This is a genomic window from Bacillus sp. FSL R5-0709 (assembly GCF_038004785.1).
GTDB classification, from domain to species: domain Bacteria; phylum Bacillota; class Bacilli; order Bacillales; family Bacillaceae_G; genus Bacillus_A; species Bacillus_A mycoides.
In genome coordinates, this window is sequence record NZ_JBBORT010000001.1 from 4040405 (window position 1) to 4059909 (window position 19505).

At 34.8% G+C, this 19505-nt stretch carries 27 protein-coding genes and 1 pseudogene; 6 read left to right on the plus strand and 22 right to left on the minus strand.

All coding sequences use genetic code 11. The features are described from left to right. The 10 genes from MKX37_RS20640 to gcvT form a co-directional block, all read right to left on the minus strand. Window positions 1-624 (minus strand): ABC-2 transporter permease, encoded by a 624-nt coding sequence (locus tag MKX37_RS20640; RefSeq protein WP_078421750.1) that lies wholly within the window; start codon window positions 622-624, stop codon window positions 1-3. Between the two features lie 32 nt (window positions 625-656). Beyond that, window positions 657-1289 (minus strand): ABC-2 transporter permease, encoded by a 633-nt coding sequence (locus tag MKX37_RS20645; protein ID WP_003191399.1) that lies wholly within the window; start codon window positions 1287-1289, stop codon window positions 657-659. A gap of 14 nt (window positions 1290-1303) precedes the next feature. Next, window positions 1304-1972: an ABC-2 transporter permease gene (locus tag MKX37_RS20650; protein WP_033731257.1), complete on the minus strand. Its 669-nt coding sequence runs from the start codon at window positions 1970-1972 to the stop codon at window positions 1304-1306. After that, window positions 1953-2825, minus strand: coding sequence for an ABC transporter ATP-binding protein (locus tag MKX37_RS20655; RefSeq protein ID WP_078421751.1), 873 nt, complete (start codon window positions 2823-2825; stop codon window positions 1953-1955). The genes MKX37_RS20650 and MKX37_RS20655 overlap by 20 nt, the downstream gene beginning before the upstream one ends. Before the next feature lie 3 nt (window positions 2826-2828). Then, the gene (locus MKX37_RS20660; RefSeq protein WP_002184968.1) at window positions 2829-3203 is read right to left on the minus strand and encodes a GntR family transcriptional regulator; all 375 of its coding nucleotides are present in this window, start codon (window positions 3201-3203) and stop codon (window positions 2829-2831) included. A 118-nt stretch (window positions 3204-3321) separates the two neighbouring features. Next, on the minus strand, window positions 3322-3513 hold the full coding sequence (locus MKX37_RS20665) for a hypothetical protein (RefSeq protein ID WP_002088608.1): 192 nt from the start codon (window positions 3511-3513) through the stop codon (window positions 3322-3324). Window positions 3514-3583: 70 nt separating this feature from the next. Then, the gene (locus tag MKX37_RS20670) at window positions 3584-3787 is read right to left on the minus strand and encodes a DUF3929 family protein (RefSeq protein WP_000262495.1); all 204 of its coding nucleotides are present in this window, start codon (window positions 3785-3787) and stop codon (window positions 3584-3586) included. Window positions 3788-4071: 284 nt separating this feature from the next. Continuing rightward, on the minus strand, window positions 4072-5547 hold the full coding sequence (gcvPB, locus tag MKX37_RS20675; RefSeq protein ID WP_078421752.1) for an aminomethyl-transferring glycine dehydrogenase subunit 2: 1476 nt from the start codon (window positions 5545-5547) through the stop codon (window positions 4072-4074). Beyond that, complete coding sequence (gene gcvPA, locus MKX37_RS20680) at window positions 5544-6887, minus strand: aminomethyl-transferring glycine dehydrogenase subunit 1 (protein ID WP_002015020.1); 1344 nt, start codon at window positions 6885-6887, stop codon at window positions 5544-5546. The genes gcvPB and gcvPA overlap by 4 nt, the downstream gene beginning before the upstream one ends. Window positions 6888-6907: 20 nt before the next feature. Continuing rightward, window positions 6908-8008 carry a glycine cleavage system aminomethyltransferase GcvT gene (gene gcvT / locus MKX37_RS20685; RefSeq protein ID WP_002034013.1) on the minus strand — a complete coding sequence of 367 codons (1101 nt, stop codon included), beginning with the start codon at window positions 8006-8008 and terminating at the stop codon, window positions 6908-6910. Window positions 8009-8399: 391 nt separating this feature from the next. Between gcvT and MKX37_RS20690 the strand changes: the two genes are divergently transcribed. Together MKX37_RS20690 and MKX37_RS20695 are read left to right on the plus strand one after the other, a co-directional pair. After that, window positions 8400-10082, plus strand: coding sequence for a DEAD/DEAH box helicase (locus MKX37_RS20690; RefSeq protein WP_016120803.1), 1683 nt, complete (start codon window positions 8400-8402; stop codon window positions 10080-10082). Further along, window positions 10069-10863, plus strand: a complete 795-nt coding sequence (locus MKX37_RS20695) for a YqhG family protein (RefSeq protein WP_002088611.1) — start codon at window positions 10069-10071, stop codon at window positions 10861-10863. Before MKX37_RS20690 ends, MKX37_RS20695 begins: the two co-directional genes overlap by 14 nt. Window positions 10864-10912: 49 nt before the next feature. On the opposite strand, the gene MKX37_RS20700 is transcribed toward MKX37_RS20695, so the two are convergent. Then, window positions 10913-11044 carry a hypothetical protein gene (locus tag MKX37_RS20700; RefSeq protein WP_002129080.1) on the minus strand — a complete coding sequence of 44 codons (132 nt, stop codon included), beginning with the start codon at window positions 11042-11044 and terminating at the stop codon, window positions 10913-10915. Between the two features lie 98 nt (window positions 11045-11142). Continuing rightward, window positions 11143-11370, minus strand: coding sequence for a hypothetical protein (locus MKX37_RS20705; RefSeq protein WP_000032698.1), 228 nt, complete (start codon window positions 11368-11370; stop codon window positions 11143-11145). Between the two features lie 71 nt (window positions 11371-11441). Between MKX37_RS20705 and MKX37_RS20710 the strand changes: the two are divergent. Beyond that, a pseudogene (locus MKX37_RS20710) lies at window positions 11442-11559 on the plus strand (GTP pyrophosphokinase). A gap of 128 nt (window positions 11560-11687) precedes the next feature. Beyond that, window positions 11688-12323: a VC0807 family protein gene (locus tag MKX37_RS20715; protein WP_002015010.1), complete on the plus strand. Its 636-nt coding sequence runs from the start codon at window positions 11688-11690 to the stop codon at window positions 12321-12323. A 66-nt stretch (window positions 12324-12389) separates the two neighbouring features. Here MKX37_RS20715 and MKX37_RS20720 read toward each other — a convergent pair whose 3' ends face one another. The 10 genes from MKX37_RS20720 to comGA all read right to left on the minus strand — a co-directional run bounded on the left by MKX37_RS20720 (window position 12390) and on the right by comGA (window position 18035). After that, window positions 12390-12590, minus strand: coding sequence for a YqzE family protein (locus MKX37_RS20720; RefSeq protein WP_002015009.1), 201 nt, complete (start codon window positions 12588-12590; stop codon window positions 12390-12392). A 38-nt stretch (window positions 12591-12628) separates the two neighbouring features. Then, complete coding sequence (locus MKX37_RS20725) at window positions 12629-13126, minus strand: shikimate kinase (RefSeq protein WP_033731265.1); 498 nt, start codon at window positions 13124-13126, stop codon at window positions 12629-12631. A 151-nt stretch (window positions 13127-13277) separates the two neighbouring features. After that, window positions 13278-13928: a 2OG-Fe(II) oxygenase gene (locus MKX37_RS20730; RefSeq protein ID WP_002131210.1), complete on the minus strand. Its 651-nt coding sequence runs from the start codon at window positions 13926-13928 to the stop codon at window positions 13278-13280. 174 nt (window positions 13929-14102) lie between these two features. Next, window positions 14103-14474 carry a competence type IV pilus minor pilin ComGG gene (comGG, locus tag MKX37_RS20735; RefSeq protein ID WP_033731267.1) on the minus strand — a complete coding sequence of 124 codons (372 nt, stop codon included), beginning with the start codon at window positions 14472-14474 and terminating at the stop codon, window positions 14103-14105. Beyond that, a complete protein-coding gene (gene comGF / locus MKX37_RS20740; RefSeq protein WP_002088620.1) occupies window positions 14471-14932 on the minus strand; it encodes a competence type IV pilus minor pilin ComGF in 462 nt (153 codons plus the stop codon). The genes comGG and comGF overlap by 4 nt, the downstream gene beginning before the upstream one ends. Then, window positions 14916-15212 (minus strand): competence protein ComG, encoded by a 297-nt coding sequence (locus MKX37_RS20745; protein ID WP_078421754.1) that lies wholly within the window; start codon window positions 15210-15212, stop codon window positions 14916-14918. The genes comGF and MKX37_RS20745 overlap by 17 nt, the downstream gene beginning before the upstream one ends. After that, complete coding sequence (comGD, locus tag MKX37_RS20750; RefSeq protein WP_002129089.1) at window positions 15205-15660, minus strand: competence type IV pilus minor pilin ComGD; 456 nt, start codon at window positions 15658-15660, stop codon at window positions 15205-15207. The genes MKX37_RS20745 and comGD overlap by 8 nt, the downstream gene beginning before the upstream one ends. Next, window positions 15657-15956: a competence type IV pilus major pilin ComGC gene (comGC, locus tag MKX37_RS20755; protein ID WP_002088623.1), complete on the minus strand. Its 300-nt coding sequence runs from the start codon at window positions 15954-15956 to the stop codon at window positions 15657-15659. Before comGC ends, comGD begins: the two co-directional genes overlap by 4 nt. Window positions 15957-15967: 11 nt before the next feature. After that, window positions 15968-17005, minus strand: a complete 1038-nt coding sequence (comGB, locus tag MKX37_RS20760; RefSeq protein WP_002138336.1) for a competence type IV pilus assembly protein ComGB — start codon at window positions 17003-17005, stop codon at window positions 15968-15970. Next, window positions 16992-18035: a competence type IV pilus ATPase ComGA gene (gene comGA / locus MKX37_RS20765; protein ID WP_078421755.1), complete on the minus strand. Its 1044-nt coding sequence runs from the start codon at window positions 18033-18035 to the stop codon at window positions 16992-16994. Before comGA ends, comGB begins: the two co-directional genes overlap by 14 nt. Before the next feature lie 205 nt (window positions 18036-18240). Between comGA and MKX37_RS20770 the strand changes: the two genes are divergently transcribed. Both MKX37_RS20770 and MKX37_RS20775 read left to right on the plus strand, forming a co-directional pair. Continuing rightward, entirely contained in the window at window positions 18241-18936 is a 696-nt protein-coding gene (locus MKX37_RS20770; protein WP_002014995.1) for a helix-turn-helix transcriptional regulator, read from the plus strand. Window positions 18937-19217: 281 nt separating this feature from the next. Then, window positions 19218-19460, plus strand: coding sequence for a DUF2626 domain-containing protein (locus MKX37_RS20775; protein ID WP_002015110.1), 243 nt, complete (start codon window positions 19218-19220; stop codon window positions 19458-19460). Window positions 19461-19505 lie beyond the last annotated feature (45 nt).

A 19505-nucleotide genomic window follows, 5' to 3' on the forward strand; every position in this document is an offset into this window, starting at 1 on the left:
TTACAAATCACGCTCACTATACAAATTAATTGAGAATAACATAGACATGATATATAAAAGAAGCAGCCCAGCTATAAAACAAACATTTACGACTAGACTCGTGCTCCAGGCATTCTCTATATCTAACCACACTTTACTTACAATCAGTCCACTTAAATACCCCAACGCAAGTCCGGCGAACGGAGCAATTTGTTTTGCACTGCTATATCCTACTGAAAATTCAATAGGAAGTACGATCATGCTATAAACAAAACCACCTGTTATTCCTCCGAGAATCGCTCCCCATAGCATAAATACAGTTATATGCTCATTTTGTAACTGGATTAAACCAACTACAAGTGAGAAAATGCCACCTAAAGCAACTAAAATACTTGAAAATATGTATTTTGCTATGACAATTTCTTTGCGCTCAAACGGTAAACTATTTACTATCATTTCACTTTTATTTTTCCCCTCATAACTCATCGACAGTACCATACCAAGAAAAGGTATAGCTATGCTAAGCGTCATAAGAAAGCTGTCACTACGAAAATCAACAATAGCAAGGAAAAACAAACATATAAGATAAACAAACCCTAACTTTCTTTGCAACACTATATCTTTTAAGACCAGTTGCTTGATCATGTTTTACCCCTCCTAATATGAAAATGTCCCTTCTATAACTCTGCCTCCTGAAACATTTTCATTGAGAGAAACATTGATATGACTATACTTACTAATACTCCGATACCAAGAACAATCATTGCTAGTGTAGCCTCTTGAGAGTGGAGTACTTTTAACATAATTGTTTTATCACCAAAAACATTGCACATAAGACCAATCATACCCATTAAAGGAAAAAGCATAATCACATTCAAGACAGTAATAGCTTTATATCCCCCAATGTAATTAGTAGGTATCGTTACTACACAATAAATTAAAGTTGCTACTATTGCTGAAAACACTGCATATCCAGGCATAACTATATCCCTGTCCAACAAAATATTTTTTAATATTACGACTATAAAAGTTGCACTCAAACCAGCCATAATAAATAATGTGCTTGAAATATATTTAGCTATAACTATCTCTTGTCGTGTTATAGGCAAACTCACTAATACTTTTTCTGCTTTACTTTTCTCGTCATAATAAAAAGAAATATATATAATCGTACTACATGTTATAAATAATCCTATTGCAATCCCCATTGGTTGGACGGGATTCCTAAAAACAGAGAAAATAGGTATTAAAAAATAGAAAGGAAACATCTTCTTATGTAAGAAAAACTCCTTTAAAATCAACTGTTGCATATGAATTCTCCTCTCTACAAATCACGTGCTCCATAAATTTTAATTGTAAGAAACATAGAAGCGATATACATACTAACTAATGTAATGAATGCAATTATAAATACACCAATATGCAGAGGATTCATAATCCACTCAATGAATGAAGGTGTTGTTTCATTCAGCCCATCACTAATAAATATCCAAAGGATTCCCCCCACTCCTATTGATGCTGCTGATACTATACTTCTTACTACCTTCGACTTTGTACCATAATAACTAGGGAAAAACGTGACAACCAAAAATACGGCGTAAACAACTCCATTTATTACTTCATACCATGGAATTTCAATGTATAGATTAGGATGATATGCACCGATGTCACCAATGACCACAATGCCTCTTATAAGAAAAACAACTAACATTGTAGAAAGCATGCTACCCACAATGGATATTGCACAGGAAATATATCTAGCAATTATGATATCCTTTCGACTTACCGGTAAACTATTTATTATAATGTCACTTTTATTCCTTTCATCCATAAGGACTAACGTCATAACGGATGAAAGTGTTATAAATAGACAACTCATCGAAAATAACAATTCACCACTTGGATCTACTATAAATAATACAAAGGGCACAACAAGATTCACTAACCACGTTACCCGAAAAAAGAACAAATCTTTATATATGAGCTGACGCATAGGCACCTCTCCCTTTCGCAGTGTAGACGATAATATCATCTAATGTAGGCTTTTCTATTACAACCTCATTTCCAAACCAGTCGATAATTGCTTGTTTATCCTTTGCTAAACCTTCGAAACCAAATTTATTTTTTCGTAATCCGACAAATAGTTCTTTTCCGTCTCGATCTAATAAATCATTACTTCCCTTTACAATTACGTAGTTCTCCATTAATTCATCTTTCTCACCAGTAAATATAATTTCTCCATCATTGATAAACGTAATATAATCTGCAATACGTTCTAAGTCTGTTGTAATGTGCGTTGAAAATAATACAGATACTTCATCTTCCATTACAATCTCTTGCAACATATCAAGTAATTCACTCCGTACAACTGGATCTAATCCTGCTGTCGGTTCATCCATAATGATAAACTCCGCGTGATGTGAAAGTGCGATGGCAATCGCAAATTTCATTTTCATCCCTTTTGATAGTTCTTTAATTTTTTTATACTTCGGAACTTGTAATCTATGCATATACGATTGATACTGATTTTCGTCCCACTTTTTATATAACGGTGCAATAATACGCTTCATTTGTTCACACGTTAAATCTTCGTAGTAATGATTTTCATCATATACAAAACCGATATTTTGTTTTATTTCCTTTTCGGCTTTCTTATTGTCTTTGCCAAAAATTTTTATACCACCACTATCTTTTCTAATTAGATTCATAATCATTTTGATCGTCGTACTTTTCCCCGCTCCATTCGGTCCAACAAATCCCATAATATATCCACGTGGCAATGTAAAACTTATATTTTTCACTGAGAAATCTTGATAAGTTTTACAAACATCTTTCAGCTCTAACATCTCTTATTCCCCCTCATATAAACACGCAATCATCTGTTGTAAATCTTCAAGTGAAAGCTGCAACGCTTTACTTTCATTCACAATCCCTTCCGCTTTACTTTCCAATAGACGTAGCCGCTGTTCTTTTAGTAGTTCATTATTTTTACGTGAAACATAAGTCCCCTTCCCAGCAACAGTTTCTATATATCCTTCTTTTTCAAGCTCCTCGTACGCACGCTTCGTTGTAATTACACTAACTTGTAATTCCTTCGCTAAGCTACGAATAGACGGTAATTGGTCTCCACCCTTTAAACCACCATTTAAAATAAGCTGGCTTAATTGTTTTCTTATTTGCACATAAATAGGGTCTTGGGAAGAATTCGAAATAATAATATTCATGTTTTCCTCCAGTGTGTGTATATACTGTGTATACCTTATATATACAGTATATACACACCATCCTATTTTTGGCAAGAAAAAAAGACCAACATTTTCCTGTTGGTCTTTCGTATATGTATCACTTTTCAAAGCGATCTAACATTTCGTCTCTCATTCCGAAACTAACAACCGCAATTCCTACATACATAAAAAGAAGGAATGCTGGATGAACTGTATTGTACCAGCTGCTATCAACAATTAAATAAATCGTTAACGCCACAACAAGAACAAACGCTAAAATAAACATATAAAAGTGTCGTGTATTACCCATGATAAACTCCTCTCTTCTCTCTTCACCATTCAACAGTATATTGTATCGAATAATTCGATATGACTCAAGGTTAACTTTCTGTTATGTAATCAAGTTCTACCTTTACAATGTCCTCACACGCTATTGAAATGATTGTTCCTTGTTTATCAATCGCTGTCACTTCTCTATTATCCATTACACGGTGTGCTACTCTTTCTAACACTTTCCCTTGGTCTCGGTAACAAAATTCTTTTACATCTTTAATTGTTTCTCCATTTTCTAAATGGTATACCATTCTATAACATCGATATCCCACGCTTCCACCCCCGTCTTGCTCGTTTTTTCACATATACATAAAAATGAGTAATTTCTACCTCATCACATCTTCTTAATTTCAATAAAATTCTAACAAAAATAAATACTTTTATCAAACCGACTTTTTCAACAAAATCACCTATAAAACCGCATCTTTACAGCAATATGAAACAAAAAATATAAATTTTTAACATTTTTTTCATTCTAGCTGCACCAATGTTGCAAAAAAAAGAACCCGCATGTAGCGAGTTCTTTTTTTTGCAATCACACTTGTACAGGTGCTAGCTTTTCATAACGTAAAACTGGTTTACGAGCAGCCAATGTTTCATCTAAACGTTTTATTACTGTTGTATGTGGTGCTTCTTGTACAACTTCTGGATTTTCTTCTACCTCTTTAGCAATTTGAATCATCTTATCAATGAAACCATCTAATGTTTCTTTTGATTCTGTTTCTGTTGGCTCAATCATAATACATTCTTCCACATTTAATGGGAAGTAAATTGTTGGTGGATGGTAACCGAAATCAAGCAGACGTTTTGCAATATCTAATGTACGTACACCAAGTTTCTTTTGACGACGACCTGATAATACAAATTCATGCTTGCAATGTCTATCGAACGGAAGATCATAGAATGGTGCTAATCTTCTCATCATATAGTTCGCATTTAATACAGCATACTCAGTTACTGCACGCAAGCCATCTGGGCCCATAGAACGAATATATGTGTATGCACGAACGTTAATTCCGAAGTTACCATAGAATGGTTTCACACGCCCAATTGCTTCTGGACGATCATAGTTGAAGTGATAGCCATTTTCTGTTTTCTCTAAAATCGGTTTTGGTAAGTACGGAATTAAATCAGCTTTCACACCTACTGGACCAGAACCTGGGCCACCGCCGCCATGCGGACCTGTAAATGTTTTATGAAGATTTAAATGCACAACGTCAAATCCCATATCTCCTGGGCGTGCTTGGCTTAATACCGCATTTAAGTTTGCACCATCATAGTATAATTTACCGCCTGCGTTATGGACGATTTCTGCCATTTCTAAAATATTTTCTTCGAATAGGCCTAATGTATTTGGATTTGTTAACATAAGTGCTGCTGTTTCTTCGTTTACAACACGTTTTAAATCATCTAAGTCAACAAGACCATGTTCATTTGATTTCACCGTAATTGTTTCAAAACCAGCTACTGTTGCAGACGCCGGGTTTGTTCCGTGAGCAGAGTCAGGAACAATTACTTTCGAACGGTTAAAGTCACCGTTCGCTTCATGATATGCACGAATCAACATTAATCCTGTCCATTCTCCGTGTGCACCAGCTGCTGGTTGTAACGTAACAGTATCCATACCTGTAATTTCAATTAAATGTTCTTGTAAGTCATACATTAATTCCATTGCACCTTGCACTGTTTTTTCATCTTGAAGTGGATGAATATTTGCAAAGCCTGCGAAACGAGCTACGTTTTCATTAATTTTCGGATTATATTTCATCGTACAAGACCCAAGTGGATAGAATCCAGAATCCACACCGTGGTTACGGTTTGAAAGCGCTGTGTAATGGCGCATAATATCAAGTTCAGATACTTCTGGAAGCTCTGCATCTTCTACTCGAATATAATCACTCTCAAACACATCTTCTAATTTTACTTCTTCTACATCTAATTTGGGTAAGCTATATCCTACGCGTCCTTCTTTAGTCACTTCAAAAATAAGTGCTTGGTCTTGGTTCTTCATTGGATAGCCCCCATTTCGTTTACAAGTGTGTCAATTTCCTCTTTTGTACGAAGCTCTGTTACCGCTACAAGCATATGGTTTTCATGCTCTTTATAATCACGGCCTAGGTCGTAACCACCGATAATATTCTTTTGTATTAATACATCATTTATTTCTTTAACTGGACGTTTACAATCTACAACAAATTCATTAAAGAATGGTCCAGCGAACGTTACTGTGAAACCTTTCGCTTCAAATTGACGTTTTGCATATTGTGCTTTAGAAATGTTTTGACGTGCCATTTCTTTTACACCTTGTTTGCCAAGTGCCGTCATTGCAACAGAAGCTGCTAATGCATTTAACGCTTGGTTTGAACAAATGTTAGACGTCGCTTTATCACGACGAATATGCTGTTCACGTGCTTGTAACGTTAATACAAATCCACGTTTACCATCTGAATCTACAGTTTGTCCGACAAGACGTCCTGGAATTTTACGCATAAATGCTTTCGTTGTTGCAAAGTAACCACAGTGCGGTCCACCAAACTGCGTTGGGATACCGAATGGTTGTGCATCACCGATTACAACATCAGCACCGAATTTTCCTGGCGGTGTTAATGCGCCTAATGATAATGGATTTGAAGAAACGATAAATAATGATTTTTGTTGATGAACGATTTTTTCGATATCAGCTAACTTTTCCACTTGTCCGAAGAAGTTTGGATATTGAACGATTACACAAGCAACTGTATCATCTACTTCACTTTGTAATACTTCTAAATCTGTTACACCGTTTTTATGATCAATTTCAACAACTTCAAGATTTTGACCTTTTGCATATGTTTCAAGTACCGCTCTTGATTCTGGATGAACTGCCGCTGAAACAAGAATTTTCTTTTTGCGAGTATGACCAGCTGCTAGCATTGCCGCTTCAGCTAAAGCTGTACCTCCGTCATACATAGAAGAGTTTGCTACATCCATTCCTGTTAATTCACAAATCATTGTTTGGAATTCAAAAATTGCTTGTAATTCCCCTTGTGAAATTTCTGGTTGGTATGGTGTGTAAGCTGTATAAAACTCTGAACGAGAAATAACATGATCAACAATTACTGGAGCGTAATGATCGTATACACCTGCTCCTAAGAAAGAAGCATATTCTTTTAAATTAGCATTTTTACTAGCCATTTGAGATAACTCTTTTAACAGCTCTGGCTCTGATTTTGCTTCTTTAATTTTTAAATCCCCTTTAAAACGAACACTCTCTGGAATATCAGAGAATAATTCGTCGATCGTTTGAACGCCGATCGTTTGTAACATTTCTTTTTTGTCTTCTTCTGTCATTGGAAGATAACGATGCAACATGAAATCTACCCCTCTCCCCGTTACTTTGAACGTTTATAAAATGGTGTTGGAACAACTACTGCTTTGACGCGTTTATTACGAATTTCAATTTCTACTTCTGTATCAACTGCTGCGTATTTTACATCAATTAGTGCTAAACCAATGCTTTTCTTTAACGTTGGAGATTGTGTACCACTCGTTACTTCCCCGATTTTTTCTTCTCCTATAAATACAGGGTAATGCGTACGAGGAATACCGCGTTCGATTACTTCGATGCCGACTAATTTACGAGATGCACCGTTTTCTTTTTGCTCTTTTAACGTTTCTTTTCCAAAGAAATCTGCTTCTTTATTTGGTTTTACCGCAAAGCCAATTCCCGCTTCAATCGGTGTAATATCTTTTGATAACTCTTGTCCGTATAACGGAAGTGTTGCTTCGAAGCGAAGTGTATCACGAGCACCTAAGCCACATGGTTTTAAGCCCTCTTCTGCTCCCACTTCAAGAAGTTTCTCCCAAAGTTTTGCTGCATCTTCACTCTTACAGTAAATTTCGAATCCATCTTCACCTGTGTAACCTGTACGAGATACAAGTGCAGGAATTCCATCTACAAGAATATTATTTTTAAATTTAAAGAACTTAATTTCTTTCAAATCTTCTGACACAACTTTTTGTAAAATGCCTTCTGCTTTTGGTCCTTGAATTGCAAGCTGCGCAACTTCACTAGAAACATTGACTACTTTCGCATCGCCAATTACATGGCTAGCTAACCATTCGTAATCTTTCTCGATATTTGATGCATTGATTACTAATAAATAGTCTTCTTCACCACGTTTGTAGATTAATAAGTCATCTACTGTGCCACCATTTTCATAGCACATAGCTGTATATTGTGCGCCCCCTACCTTTAAGGTAGATACGTCATTTGTAACAACACGTTGTAAAAATGCTAAACTATCTACACCTTTTACCTCTACTTCTCCCATATGAGATACATCGAACAAACCTGCTCCTGTACGTACAGCTTCATGTTCCTCTTTAATGCTTGAAAATTGAACTGGTAATTCCCAACCACCGAAGTCGACTGTTTTCCCACCATACTTCGCGTATACATCAAATAACGGTGTACGTTGTAATGTAATCATGCTCTTTCCCCCTTATGCTCTGACAAATCAATAAAAGTTGCTTCCCATATCTAAACATTTTCATTCTGAAAAGATAAGGTTATACGGAATCTCAGTATATTTTTTTATGAAAGCGTAAATAAAAAGTTACTTTCTTGGATAAAATACGAAAGATTCCACACATTTCACACCATTATCCTAACATTATTCGCTATATTTCATCAATATTCTAGCATAAAAAATAATTTAGAATTTTTCATTCTTAATCTTATTAAATACAAATTTTGAAATTTAGCCCTTTATCATTGCCTATTCTTTAACTTTTAGTAATTGTGATAGCGCCTTATTACGAGGCTTATAATAAAGATTTTTTAAATAATCACTTTAGTTTATAAAAGGTGGGAGAGTCTTAATGAATGTCGATATTTCCGTAGATCGAACGTGGCAAAACAATTTTTTAAAAAGAATTGATGAAGATGGTCCTTGGACAAATTGGGATTTATATCATTTAGCTTATAAAACAGAGAAATCGTTACTCGTCCCTACTTTTGATGGATTGCAAGCACCGAAACATTTATCACATTTCACGCCGCTTCCACATCAATTAGAGGTCGCTCAAAATGTCATTGAACAAATGAATGGTAAAGCGATTCTAGCAGACGAAGTCGGACTTGGAAAAACGATTGAAGCTGGACTTATTTTAAAAGAATATATGGTTCGAGGACTTGTAAAAAAGGTACTCATTCTCGTTCCAGCTTCTCTCGTATCTCAGTGGGCGTATGAACTAAACACAAAATTTTTTATTCCTGCGGTCGCTCAAAAGAAAAGTTATTCTTGGGAACAAGCTGATGTCATCGTTTCATCAATCGATACTGCGAAACGTTCACCGCATCGCGATATCGTTTTAAACCTAGAGTATGACCTTATTATTATCGATGAAGCACATAAACTAAAAAATAATAAAACAAAAAACTATGAATTTGCACAGCGATTAAAAAAGAAGTTTTGTTTATTACTAACTGCAACTCCTGTTCAAAATAAAATCGATGAAATCTTCAACCTCGTTTCTTTATTAAAACCAGGTCATTTAGGCAATCAATCTAATTTTGAAGAATATTACGCTTCCAAAAATCGTTCCACTGAATCCGATGAAGATTTAAAAGCTCTTATCAATAAAGTAATGGTTCGAAATAGACGCAATAACACTGGCATTGATTGGCCGAAGAGGCATGTACGAACAATCTTCGTTGAATTCAATGAAGAAGAACAAGCTTTGTATAATGAAATTGAAAATTGGCGTGGACAAGATGCCGTCACATCTGCTTTCTCATCCTTAACTTTAAAACGGGAAGCATGTAGTAGTCGTGAAGCTGTTTACTATTCACTAAAAAAACATGTAGAAAAAAGACAGAAAGAAAATGAGCACTACATAAAGGACCCACATATTGATGTGCTGATGGACAAAATTAATCATATTCCGTTCAACTCCAAAGCAAATAAAGCACTAGAGCTTATAAAAGAAGTTGACGATAAAGTCATTATCTTCACTGAATATAGAGCTTCACAAATGTATTTACAATGGTTCTTACAACAACATGGCATTTCCTCTGTTCCATTTCGCGGTGGATTTAAGCGCGGGAAGAAAGATTGGATGAAGGAGCTTTTCCAAAATCATGCCCAAGTATTAATTGCGACCGAAGCTGGTGGTGAAGGAATTAACTTACAATTTTGTAGCCATATGATTAATTACGACTTACCGTGGAATCCAATGCGACTCGAGCAAAGGATTGGACGTATTCACCGTCTTGGACAAAAAAATGATGTTCATATTTATAACTTAGCAACAAAGCACACTGTTGAAGAGCACATTTTAAAACTACTATATGAAAAAATTAATTTATTTGAACGTGTAATCGGTGAACTCGATGAAATTTTAACGAGAATCAACATGAAAAATATTGATGCGCATATTCAAGAAATTTTCGCGCATTCAAAAAGCGAAGGTGAAATTCGAATCAAGATGGAAAATTTAACATCTATTATCGATTTTGCGAAGCGCAATGAAGCAGAGGTGCAAGACTATGCAGCAAAATGAAATTCATAATTACTTATATAACTTTTTTGAGGCGAATAACTGCGAAATTTTAGAACGTTCCCCTCACCTATTAGACGTGCAGTTAACAATTGAAATGGATAAATTATTAATGAACCGCCCTTTCTATTGGCACTATCTTGAAAAAACAGGAGGCGTTCCGAACCCGATGCGCCTTACTCTTATTACAAATCCAGAAAACGAAGAAAACGACGGTGAACTTATTCATTACGGTTCACCCCGTTTGCATCAAATATTTGAAACAACAAAAGAACTAGGTTCATACATACGTTTATATGAGGAAGTGAAACATAGCGGGGCAACTCATACCCCCCTTCATCCTTGGCTTGGTGTAAATATAAAAGTATCTTATCAATGCGACCGAAAAAAAGACATACTTCATTCTATCGGTATTCATCTTATTTCCGGGACAATGATTGCAAACTTTCATGACACTTTAGCAGAGATCAAACTCACACCGAAAATACCTGACTTTTGTTTTACCCTCTCACCTATCATTAAGCCACAAAGTGGCTTACAACGTATAGAGGATGCTTTAAAAAGTATAATCGCTGAAGATGACCACACGTGGGCAAAAGAAGCGAGAGTGCGTTGGAATCACGATTTAGACCTTTTAAATCGATTTTACGAAGATAGCGATGAACTTCCAGAAAGCTATGAAATTGAAAAGCAAGCATTACAAGAACAATACGAACCACGCATTACAATACAAATTATAAACGGTGGTCTCTTTTATGTTACCGCAAATCATTTTCTATCTTAAAGAAAGCTCCTTCAGATTGAAGGAGCTTCTTTTAAGATATGTTCCCAGCCTATTCTCTATCTTCATTACGCCCTTGCTGTTTTTTCTCTGTCATACGTTTCTGATATGCACGATCCTTTGCACTTACATGGTTTGCATCAGTTGGAAGATTCTCTTTTGAACGACCAATTCCATTACTCATCTTTTTCGCCTCCTTTTTGCATGTTTCAAAATGCATCTTTATTTTCAGCTAGAGGCACAATCCTTATACAAAAAAATAAGAGCAGCCAGTAGCTGCTCTTACTCATTCACGTATTTTTGAAACATATCATGGATGCCTTGATTTACGAGGTTCGAGATCTGTTCGTCAGATTTATTCGGATAACGATCACGTAATCTGATAGATGCCTTCACCATTAAATTTTCTAATACAGAACGGCCACCTTCTCCATAAATAATTTCAGCATACTTAACCAGTCTTCCATCCTCTAATGTTGCTGGATTATGATTGAAGAAAAATTTACTCATTGTCTCCACCTCTCTTTTGATAACGTTTACATTTATATAGATTATTTATGTTATTTATTTCACAATATTGTATGCATGTATATTTAATTAGTTTCATTATAAAGTAACATATCAATAGTAAATATGTGATTTTCCATCCATTTTGTGAACAAATCAAAAAATGAAAGCGTTTCCTTTATTATATACTAAAAAAACTTACTACGCTAGGGACAATTTTTTTAATCTACTAATCATCTACTTTTCTTTTTTTCATTAAACCTTATACAATTTTCAGAAATTATATTATAAAATATATGTATGACTTAAGGAGGATTTGTATGAATCAAAATAAAAAAGCTATATTAGATCTTGTCTTTTATCTCGTATTCCCATTCCTCATTTGGAAATTTGCAAAACCTTATATCGATCCTTATTACGCAATGTTAATTTCCTCTGTTCCGGGGATTATTTATACACTGTATACCTTTAAAAAAGAAAAACAGTTTAACGTTACAGGGTTCTTTATTTTAATTACACTCATTTCTAATACAACGGTAGACTTAATATCTGGATCAGCGGAACGAATGCTATGGAATGATGCATATTATCATATCGTACTTGGCTGCATCGTTATATGTACAATCTTTATAAAAAAACCACTTATGTTATATTTCGCAGCGGATATTTCAGCACTGCAAGGTCATGATCGTGATAAAAGTCGTGAGCTTTATCGTGATAGTCGTATATATCCAGCACTGCAATATTTAACACTATTTTTCGGCCTTCAATTTATATTAAAAAGCTTCTTGAAAATCTATTTCATCTCTGTTTTCGGTGTAGATGGATATGGTGAAATGAGAGCTATTATGACCGCTGTTGGCTGGGGTATTTCTATTTGCATCGGAATAGGGTTTGTATGGGTAAATAATAAGATACATGCGGTTACTGAAGAAAAAGAATCTGTGCAACAATAAATAAAGATCCCCTAGCAGCTTGTTGCACTAGGGGATCTTTATTTTGCCAGACATATTACGAAAAAGTTAGCTTGATTTTTTTCTTTTATTTTTTACATTTCGATAAAACAAAGCAGCGCTCAGTGGCATAACACCAAACCATTTATTTAAGAATGGCTCTTTCTCCGCACGACGTTGTTGTTTCTGTTGTTTTCGATCCTCTTTTGGAGCATCCATATATGACACAAATTGCTGTGTCACAAATCGTACATAATCATTAGTAGACATATTATCATCACCTCTACTTGATTAGTATGTCCACTTTTTTATTCATTAATCTTTTGCTTTAATTCATTCATAATTTGCTTTACCGACTTATTTGTCGTATCGATATGAATATCAGCCTCTTCATAATAAGCTCGGCGCGATTCAAATTTCGTTATAAATGCCTCTATATCTTTCTTCTGAAATAGTGGACGTGTCGTATCTTCACGAAGCCTTTCTGCAATTACATGTGGATCGCAATATAAATACACAACAGTTCCATTTTCCTTCATCCACTTTCGATTTTCCTCTCGTTCAATAATCCCTCCACCAGTTGTCATAATTACATTCTGAACCGGTAATGAACGTAACATTTCACTTTCATATTCACGAAAAGCCATTTCGCCTTCTTCTGCAAAAATATACCGAATCTCTTTCTCTTTCTGCTCTTCGATTTTTTGATCTGTATCTACAACTTCCATATGGAGTTCTTTACTTAACGCTTTTCCAATTGTTGTTTTCCCGACTCCCATATAGCCGGTTATGTATATAGATTTCATTTTCGTTCCTCTCAATCATCCGTTATTATTTGTTATTATAACGAAAGATGTTACTTTATTTAATAAAAAAACGTTTTGTTCTTCTTATACTATGAAGAACAAAACGTAACATACTCACTATTTTCTCGTAATCAAACAAGCTGGCTCACTTTTACTTATAAGTACCTCTTCTCACCCACTGCGTTGCAATCCATTTCTCGCCCTTCGTAACAGGTGCCCCTCCATGTAACGTAAGCTCATTTAGTGATTGATCTTGATAAAAGTACTCAAAGTATACTGCCATTCCCTTTCTAGGGTGTACAGAAAGATTTAATTTCGGAAAGAATGTTTCTCCGCCTTCTTCTACATCATTTAAGTACATCACAAGAGTACTTATACGATTATTAGCAGCTGATCTACTATGTTCCGCAAAATAATCATAGTGCGCTTTATATTCTTGATCTACTTCATAATTTAAAATGTGCAATCCTTCTCCATGCGCTACAGGAACATTCGTGATAGATGAAATTCGTTTTTCAATCTTCGAAGTTAGTTCATTCTCTTCCAAAAATGCACCACTACTTGTTCGAATATCATTTACATCACGTGATGAACCAACTTTAGAACGTTCCATCTTACTTTTAGACAATTCAATTAATTCATCACACTCTTCATCACTTAATACATTTGCTAATACGACAATAAGAGGTTCTTCGAATTTTGAAATAATTTGTATTTCCCTATCCTCTGTCATAATCGTATTTCCTTTATGATCAAAAATAGTTTGTTCCTTATTTTCACCTATTTGATTGTTATTTGTCATTTCCTTATCTCCCTAGAAAAAAATGATTGGATAGCATGAATATATCATATTCTTTCTACCTTTCTCTTTTTTGAGAAAATTTAAACTTTTGACCATTATTCTTATCCCTTTCCTCAAAGAAATTGACTCCCTCCACAATAGAAACTCATGGTTCTTCTCCATATATTTTACATATTATCCTTCTACCCAATCAAATATTTTATTATCCTTTTCCCTATACCGAAAGCTCACTGTATAGAAAACTCTCTGTTTTGTAACACATTGCAACGAAATGATAATAACATCATTTTCAAAGACGTACTTTCCACTCACTTCTCCTCTTTCATACTGAAATAAAAAAACATCCTCTTTTTCTTTTTGCTGTAACTCTCTTTTTATATCTGACATAGCGCGATCAACAAGTTCCTCCATGAAAAAACTTTGTTCTATTTCAGAATAAAATTTTTTATCCGAAAGTAACATATTCGTTTCGTACATCAAAAAAGAAATGAATAAAATAAGAAAAATAATTGTTCCTGGCATTGCAAATCCATCTTGTTTTCTCATGTTTCTATCTCAATTTCACTATAGCGCACAGCCACGCCTTCATATATTTCACCACTTATATCTTTCACATATATATATAACAAATGAGGTGTTAATTTATACGAAATCGCTTCAATCCTTTGTAATATAAATTCCCTTCCGCGCATATTTACTTTTCTTATTAAATTACTATTCAACTTTTCATACGTCACCTGATCACCATTACGAAGTTGGAAGCGTAAAATATTCCCACCGTTTTCTAGCTCTATCTTCCTCCCACTTAATACTTCACGAAACTCTAATTGCATTTGTCCTAAAAACACATCCCACTCCCAGTCATTTAATCCTTTTGAATGTGTATTTTCTATCCCCATAATATGAAGACGCGGTAAAAGTAAAAAGAACATTGATAAAAGCAACAAACATGCAATCATTTCTATTAATGTAAATCCCGCTTCTTTTTTATTTTTTCTTTGCATAAAGGCATTGCTCCATCGCTTTTCCTCTCATATCTTTCCACATCGTACAAACTTCATCTCCTCTCCAATATGTGTAATATACAATTCCTTTTATGACTTGCTCTTTTACTCGCTTTTCCTCATTCTCATACTTAAATAAGGCCGCTTCTTTTTTTAATAATATTAATGCTTTATAGCTCATTTTTATATTTTTTCTTTCTTGCATAATTAATAATGTTTGCGGGAGCAATAACGATGCCGCCATCATTATTAAACTTAACGCTACAACCATTTCAACCATTACTGATCCTTTTTGACACTTCACGATACGTAAATCTCCCTCTTCCAAGCTGAAATACAATCTCATATTTATACCCTCGATAGGAAAGTAAAATCGTACCACCCCTATTAATATTCCCGCTCGGATTATATGTCATTGGATTTGGAAAGGTATGCAAATCCATTTGGACATCTTTATCATATTCTCTCTTAACAATTAAAAGGTCTGTCTCCGATTCCGAAATATAATACATCTGTTTCCCTTTAAACCAGCGTAACGTATAATGTTGTTGACGCTTAATCGCCAACTGCTGCATATACAAAATATCATTTGAAAACTGTTTCAAAAACTGCTCAACTTTTTGTTTTTCATGTAATGAAGTAACGTTAAAATGCGTAACAACACTCAGTACAGAAATAGCAAATAAGACAAGTAGCATTTCTAAAAGAGTAAAACCTTTTTGCTTCACGATTTCCCAGCTGATACCGTACCATCATCGGAAATATGGATTGGTTCACCTTTCGGGCAAGTTTTTGAAGTAATATACTTTCCTGTTTCAAGTTCCTCTATTGATGGAATCTTATTATGTTGCAAGTGATATGCTTGTATTTGTGCTTCTATAGATTTCACATAGGCTGCACATCCTTTTCCTTGGACGGATGAGCGCTGTGTAACTACATTTGGAATAATTAATAGTAATAATACAGTTATGACAACCATAACTAATAACATTTCTAAAAGAGTAAAACCCTCCTCATTCTGCATGTAAATGCCCCCTATATAGAATTCATCATTTGAAACATCGGCATAATCATCGCTAAGTACATCAAAATGACTATAACCCCAAGACATGTAAATAAAATGGGTTGAATCACAAATAACATACGTTTAATTTTTTGTTCTACCTTTTCAATAATGAGCTCACTGTAATCACCAAGCTCATTTGCTAAATTACCGTTTGCTTGTCCATGCGTAATGATATAAGAAAGTTCTTTCTCGTAATAACCGCTTTTATCAATAATAGATTGTAACGGTTCCCCTGCAATTAATTGCCGCTCAATTCGGTCTGCTTCATACTGAAAGAACGGATGATACTTTTGCTTCATCATTATTGTTAATGCTTCGTGTACCGACAATCCACCGTGTAATAAACCACTTAATTGAGTGGAAAAATAATGCGAATGATTTAAAATAAGAAATGTTTTCATAAGGGGAATACGGATCATAATCTTTACCTTTTGAGTAGGCGGAAGTTTTCGGAAATAAAATATATATATACTAAATCCCGTTATAACGATAAGAACAATCATATAAATGAAGTAGGGTAATAATTTAATTGCAACTAAAATTTGCTCCGTAAGTGGTGGTGCTGTAGAACGTAAAGAACTATACATCATTTCAAACTGAGGCAATAAAATGAGGTTAAAAACAGAAAGCATAATCATTAAAAAAAATGATAAAAACATAGGATATCGCATTACTTTCATCATATCTTTCCTATATTTATCTTTCTTGTAAAGAAGTACGCTCCCTTGTTGCAAAGCAAAAGAAATGTCACCATGTCGCTCTGCATAAAACAAATAACTTAACATCTCAGAGTGAAACATTAATTGGTGAAAAGAAGCGTGCAAACTTTGTCCATTTTTCAATCCCTCGATCATACGCTGTAACTGTAATTTCTTCCCTAATGGTAGTTGCAACTGCAAAAATTCCAACGCCTGCAAAAGTGAGTAACCTTTCTCTAATAAATCACTTAATCTTTTACATAATAATGCTTGATCACTTAAACTCCATTTTCTCTTAAACATATACATCTTCTTCTAAAAAGCCTAAAGCATACCCTTTTCGAACCGACGCTTCCAACGTTTTATAGTGATACGTAACATGTTCTCCACTTGCTTCTTTAATCGCTTGTTTTAATTCATATCCATATAACAGTTCATAAATGCTTGCCTGTCTCACTTTCCTCATTGATTTACATAAAGTTGCACACTTCCCTCTGCAAAATGGACATTTTAATTCGACGAGCCGCTGAGCAGCTACTGCTAATAATGATTGTTCAATTTCTTGCCTTGTAATACCATAATCCATAAATCGTAGTATCGCTCCTTTCGCATCATTTGTATGCAAGGTTGTCATTACTAAATGTCCCGTCAAACTGGCCCTTACAGCTACTTTTGCTGTTTCTTCATCACGAATTTCGCCAACTAAAATAATATCTGGATCATGACGCAAAATAGCCTTTAATCCTGTTTTATATGTGATACCAGCTTTTTCATTTATTTGAATTTGTAATAAACCGTCTTTTCTTTGCTCAACTGGATCTTCTAGTGTAATGATGCGACGTGTTTGCCATTTTCTAGCTACTTCTAATAACGCATACATTGTTGTTGTTTTTCCAGAACCAGTCGGCCCAGTAAATACGAGTAACCCATGCGAATGCTTTAAAAAAGAGAGTAATTTTTCCGTTGAACTTGGAAATAACGAAAGGTGAGACAACGGCTGAGCAGATGCTTGTAAATGGAGGCGAATAACGAGACTTTCTTGATATACTGTTGGAAGTGTTGAAAGGCGTAAATACACTTCTTGTCCATCAATTTGTAAGTACAACGAACCATTTTGAGGTTTTCTCCTCTCTCCTATATCCATTGATGCTAAAAATTTAAAGTGTGAAACAAGCTTTTCTCCAAATTCTTTCTCAATACACCGTTTCGTAATTAAATCTTTTCCAATACGTAATTGAATCGCCACATCCTTCTGCCTGGGCACAATATGTAAGTCCGATGCTCGCACCCTACAAGCTTCTTTCATAATCATATTTGCAAAAAGCTCGACACTATTCATCAAGTTTCCCTCCTCACTATGTATATATCATAAAAAAATGCACAAGAAAAATTAGAGATTTTGTATTTTCACTAAGAGAAAAAGGAAAAATATGTTTGTGAAATTATGAACAATTTCCGAATTATTGTCTGAAATTACCTATATAGAAGTTTATCTGTATTATAATGTTAATATCTTGGATAAAGTGATAAAGGTGGAGATCCTCATGGAACAAGCTTTAAAAATTACAGGTGTATTATCTGACCCTACTCGTTATTATATTTATAAATATATTTCGCAAAAACATAATTACGTAACTGTACAAGAAATTGCAGATGAGTTTAACATTCATCCAAACGTAGCGCGTTTACATTTATCTAAATTAGAAGATGTTAATATGCTCAAATCAGAAACAAAAAAAACTGGGAAAGGCGGCAGACCAAGCAGGCTATACGTCTTGTCTCAAGATGTCATCCAGTTACAATTCCCATTTCGCGATTATCAATTATTAGCGCAGATAGCATTTAATTCACTGCTAAGCTTAGGTAGTGCTGGTGAAAAAGCGCTATATGAAACAGGGAAACAATTCGGCAAAGAATTAATGCAACAACATATGCATCGCTTAAATGTAAGTGCAGAAGCATTGACGATAGAACAAAAAATGCTAATCGCAAAAGAAGCATTCTCAACAGCTGGCTTATCTCCTGCTTTTGAATTAAGTACAGATGGCACAAAAATTTTCTATGATGTACACAATTGTCCATTTAAAGAAGTTGCTGCGCATCATCCGACTGAAATTTGTAATATGCACGGAGATATGATGAAGGGGATTTTTGAAATCCTATTCCCGAACGTGGAATTAACACGAAACGATAGTCTACTAGATGGATGCAAATCTTGTAACTATAAAGTGAAACTTTAATCAGTGGGGGGTGTTCTTCCCCCACTGATTATTAGCCCGCACCAATCGGGCTTTTACGGGCAGTTATCTCCCACCTAACTTCCTCGCATTTTGCCGAATTTTGAGGTGGGAGTTTTACTGCCCACAAATAGCGGGATAAAGTTCAAATTTAGTTTTTCAACTAAGAAGAAGTCAATATTATAATTGGCTTCTTTTTTATATGAATGAATATTTACAATAGTTAGAAAAATAAACTATAATGAAAAGAGGTTTTACTTTTTTTAGAAAAGGAGGGAGATGGCATGGAGCGCATGTTTCGCGTTCTCGGCTTTTGGACTGGAATTTTCTCGGTTATGTTTTACGTAGGGGATATGCATTCGACCGCACTACTATTTTTAGGACAAACAGGATTCTTCGTACTTTTAAGTTATTTAAAATTAACAGAGCGTATGTATATATACGTATTCGGGGCATATTTAACCGTTTTCTTCATCGGATTTACATGGTACACAACATTTTTACTTGTCCCTGGAGCTGGGCATTAAGAGATGGCAAATTGCCATCTTTTTTTTAATTCCGCAATTCCCTAG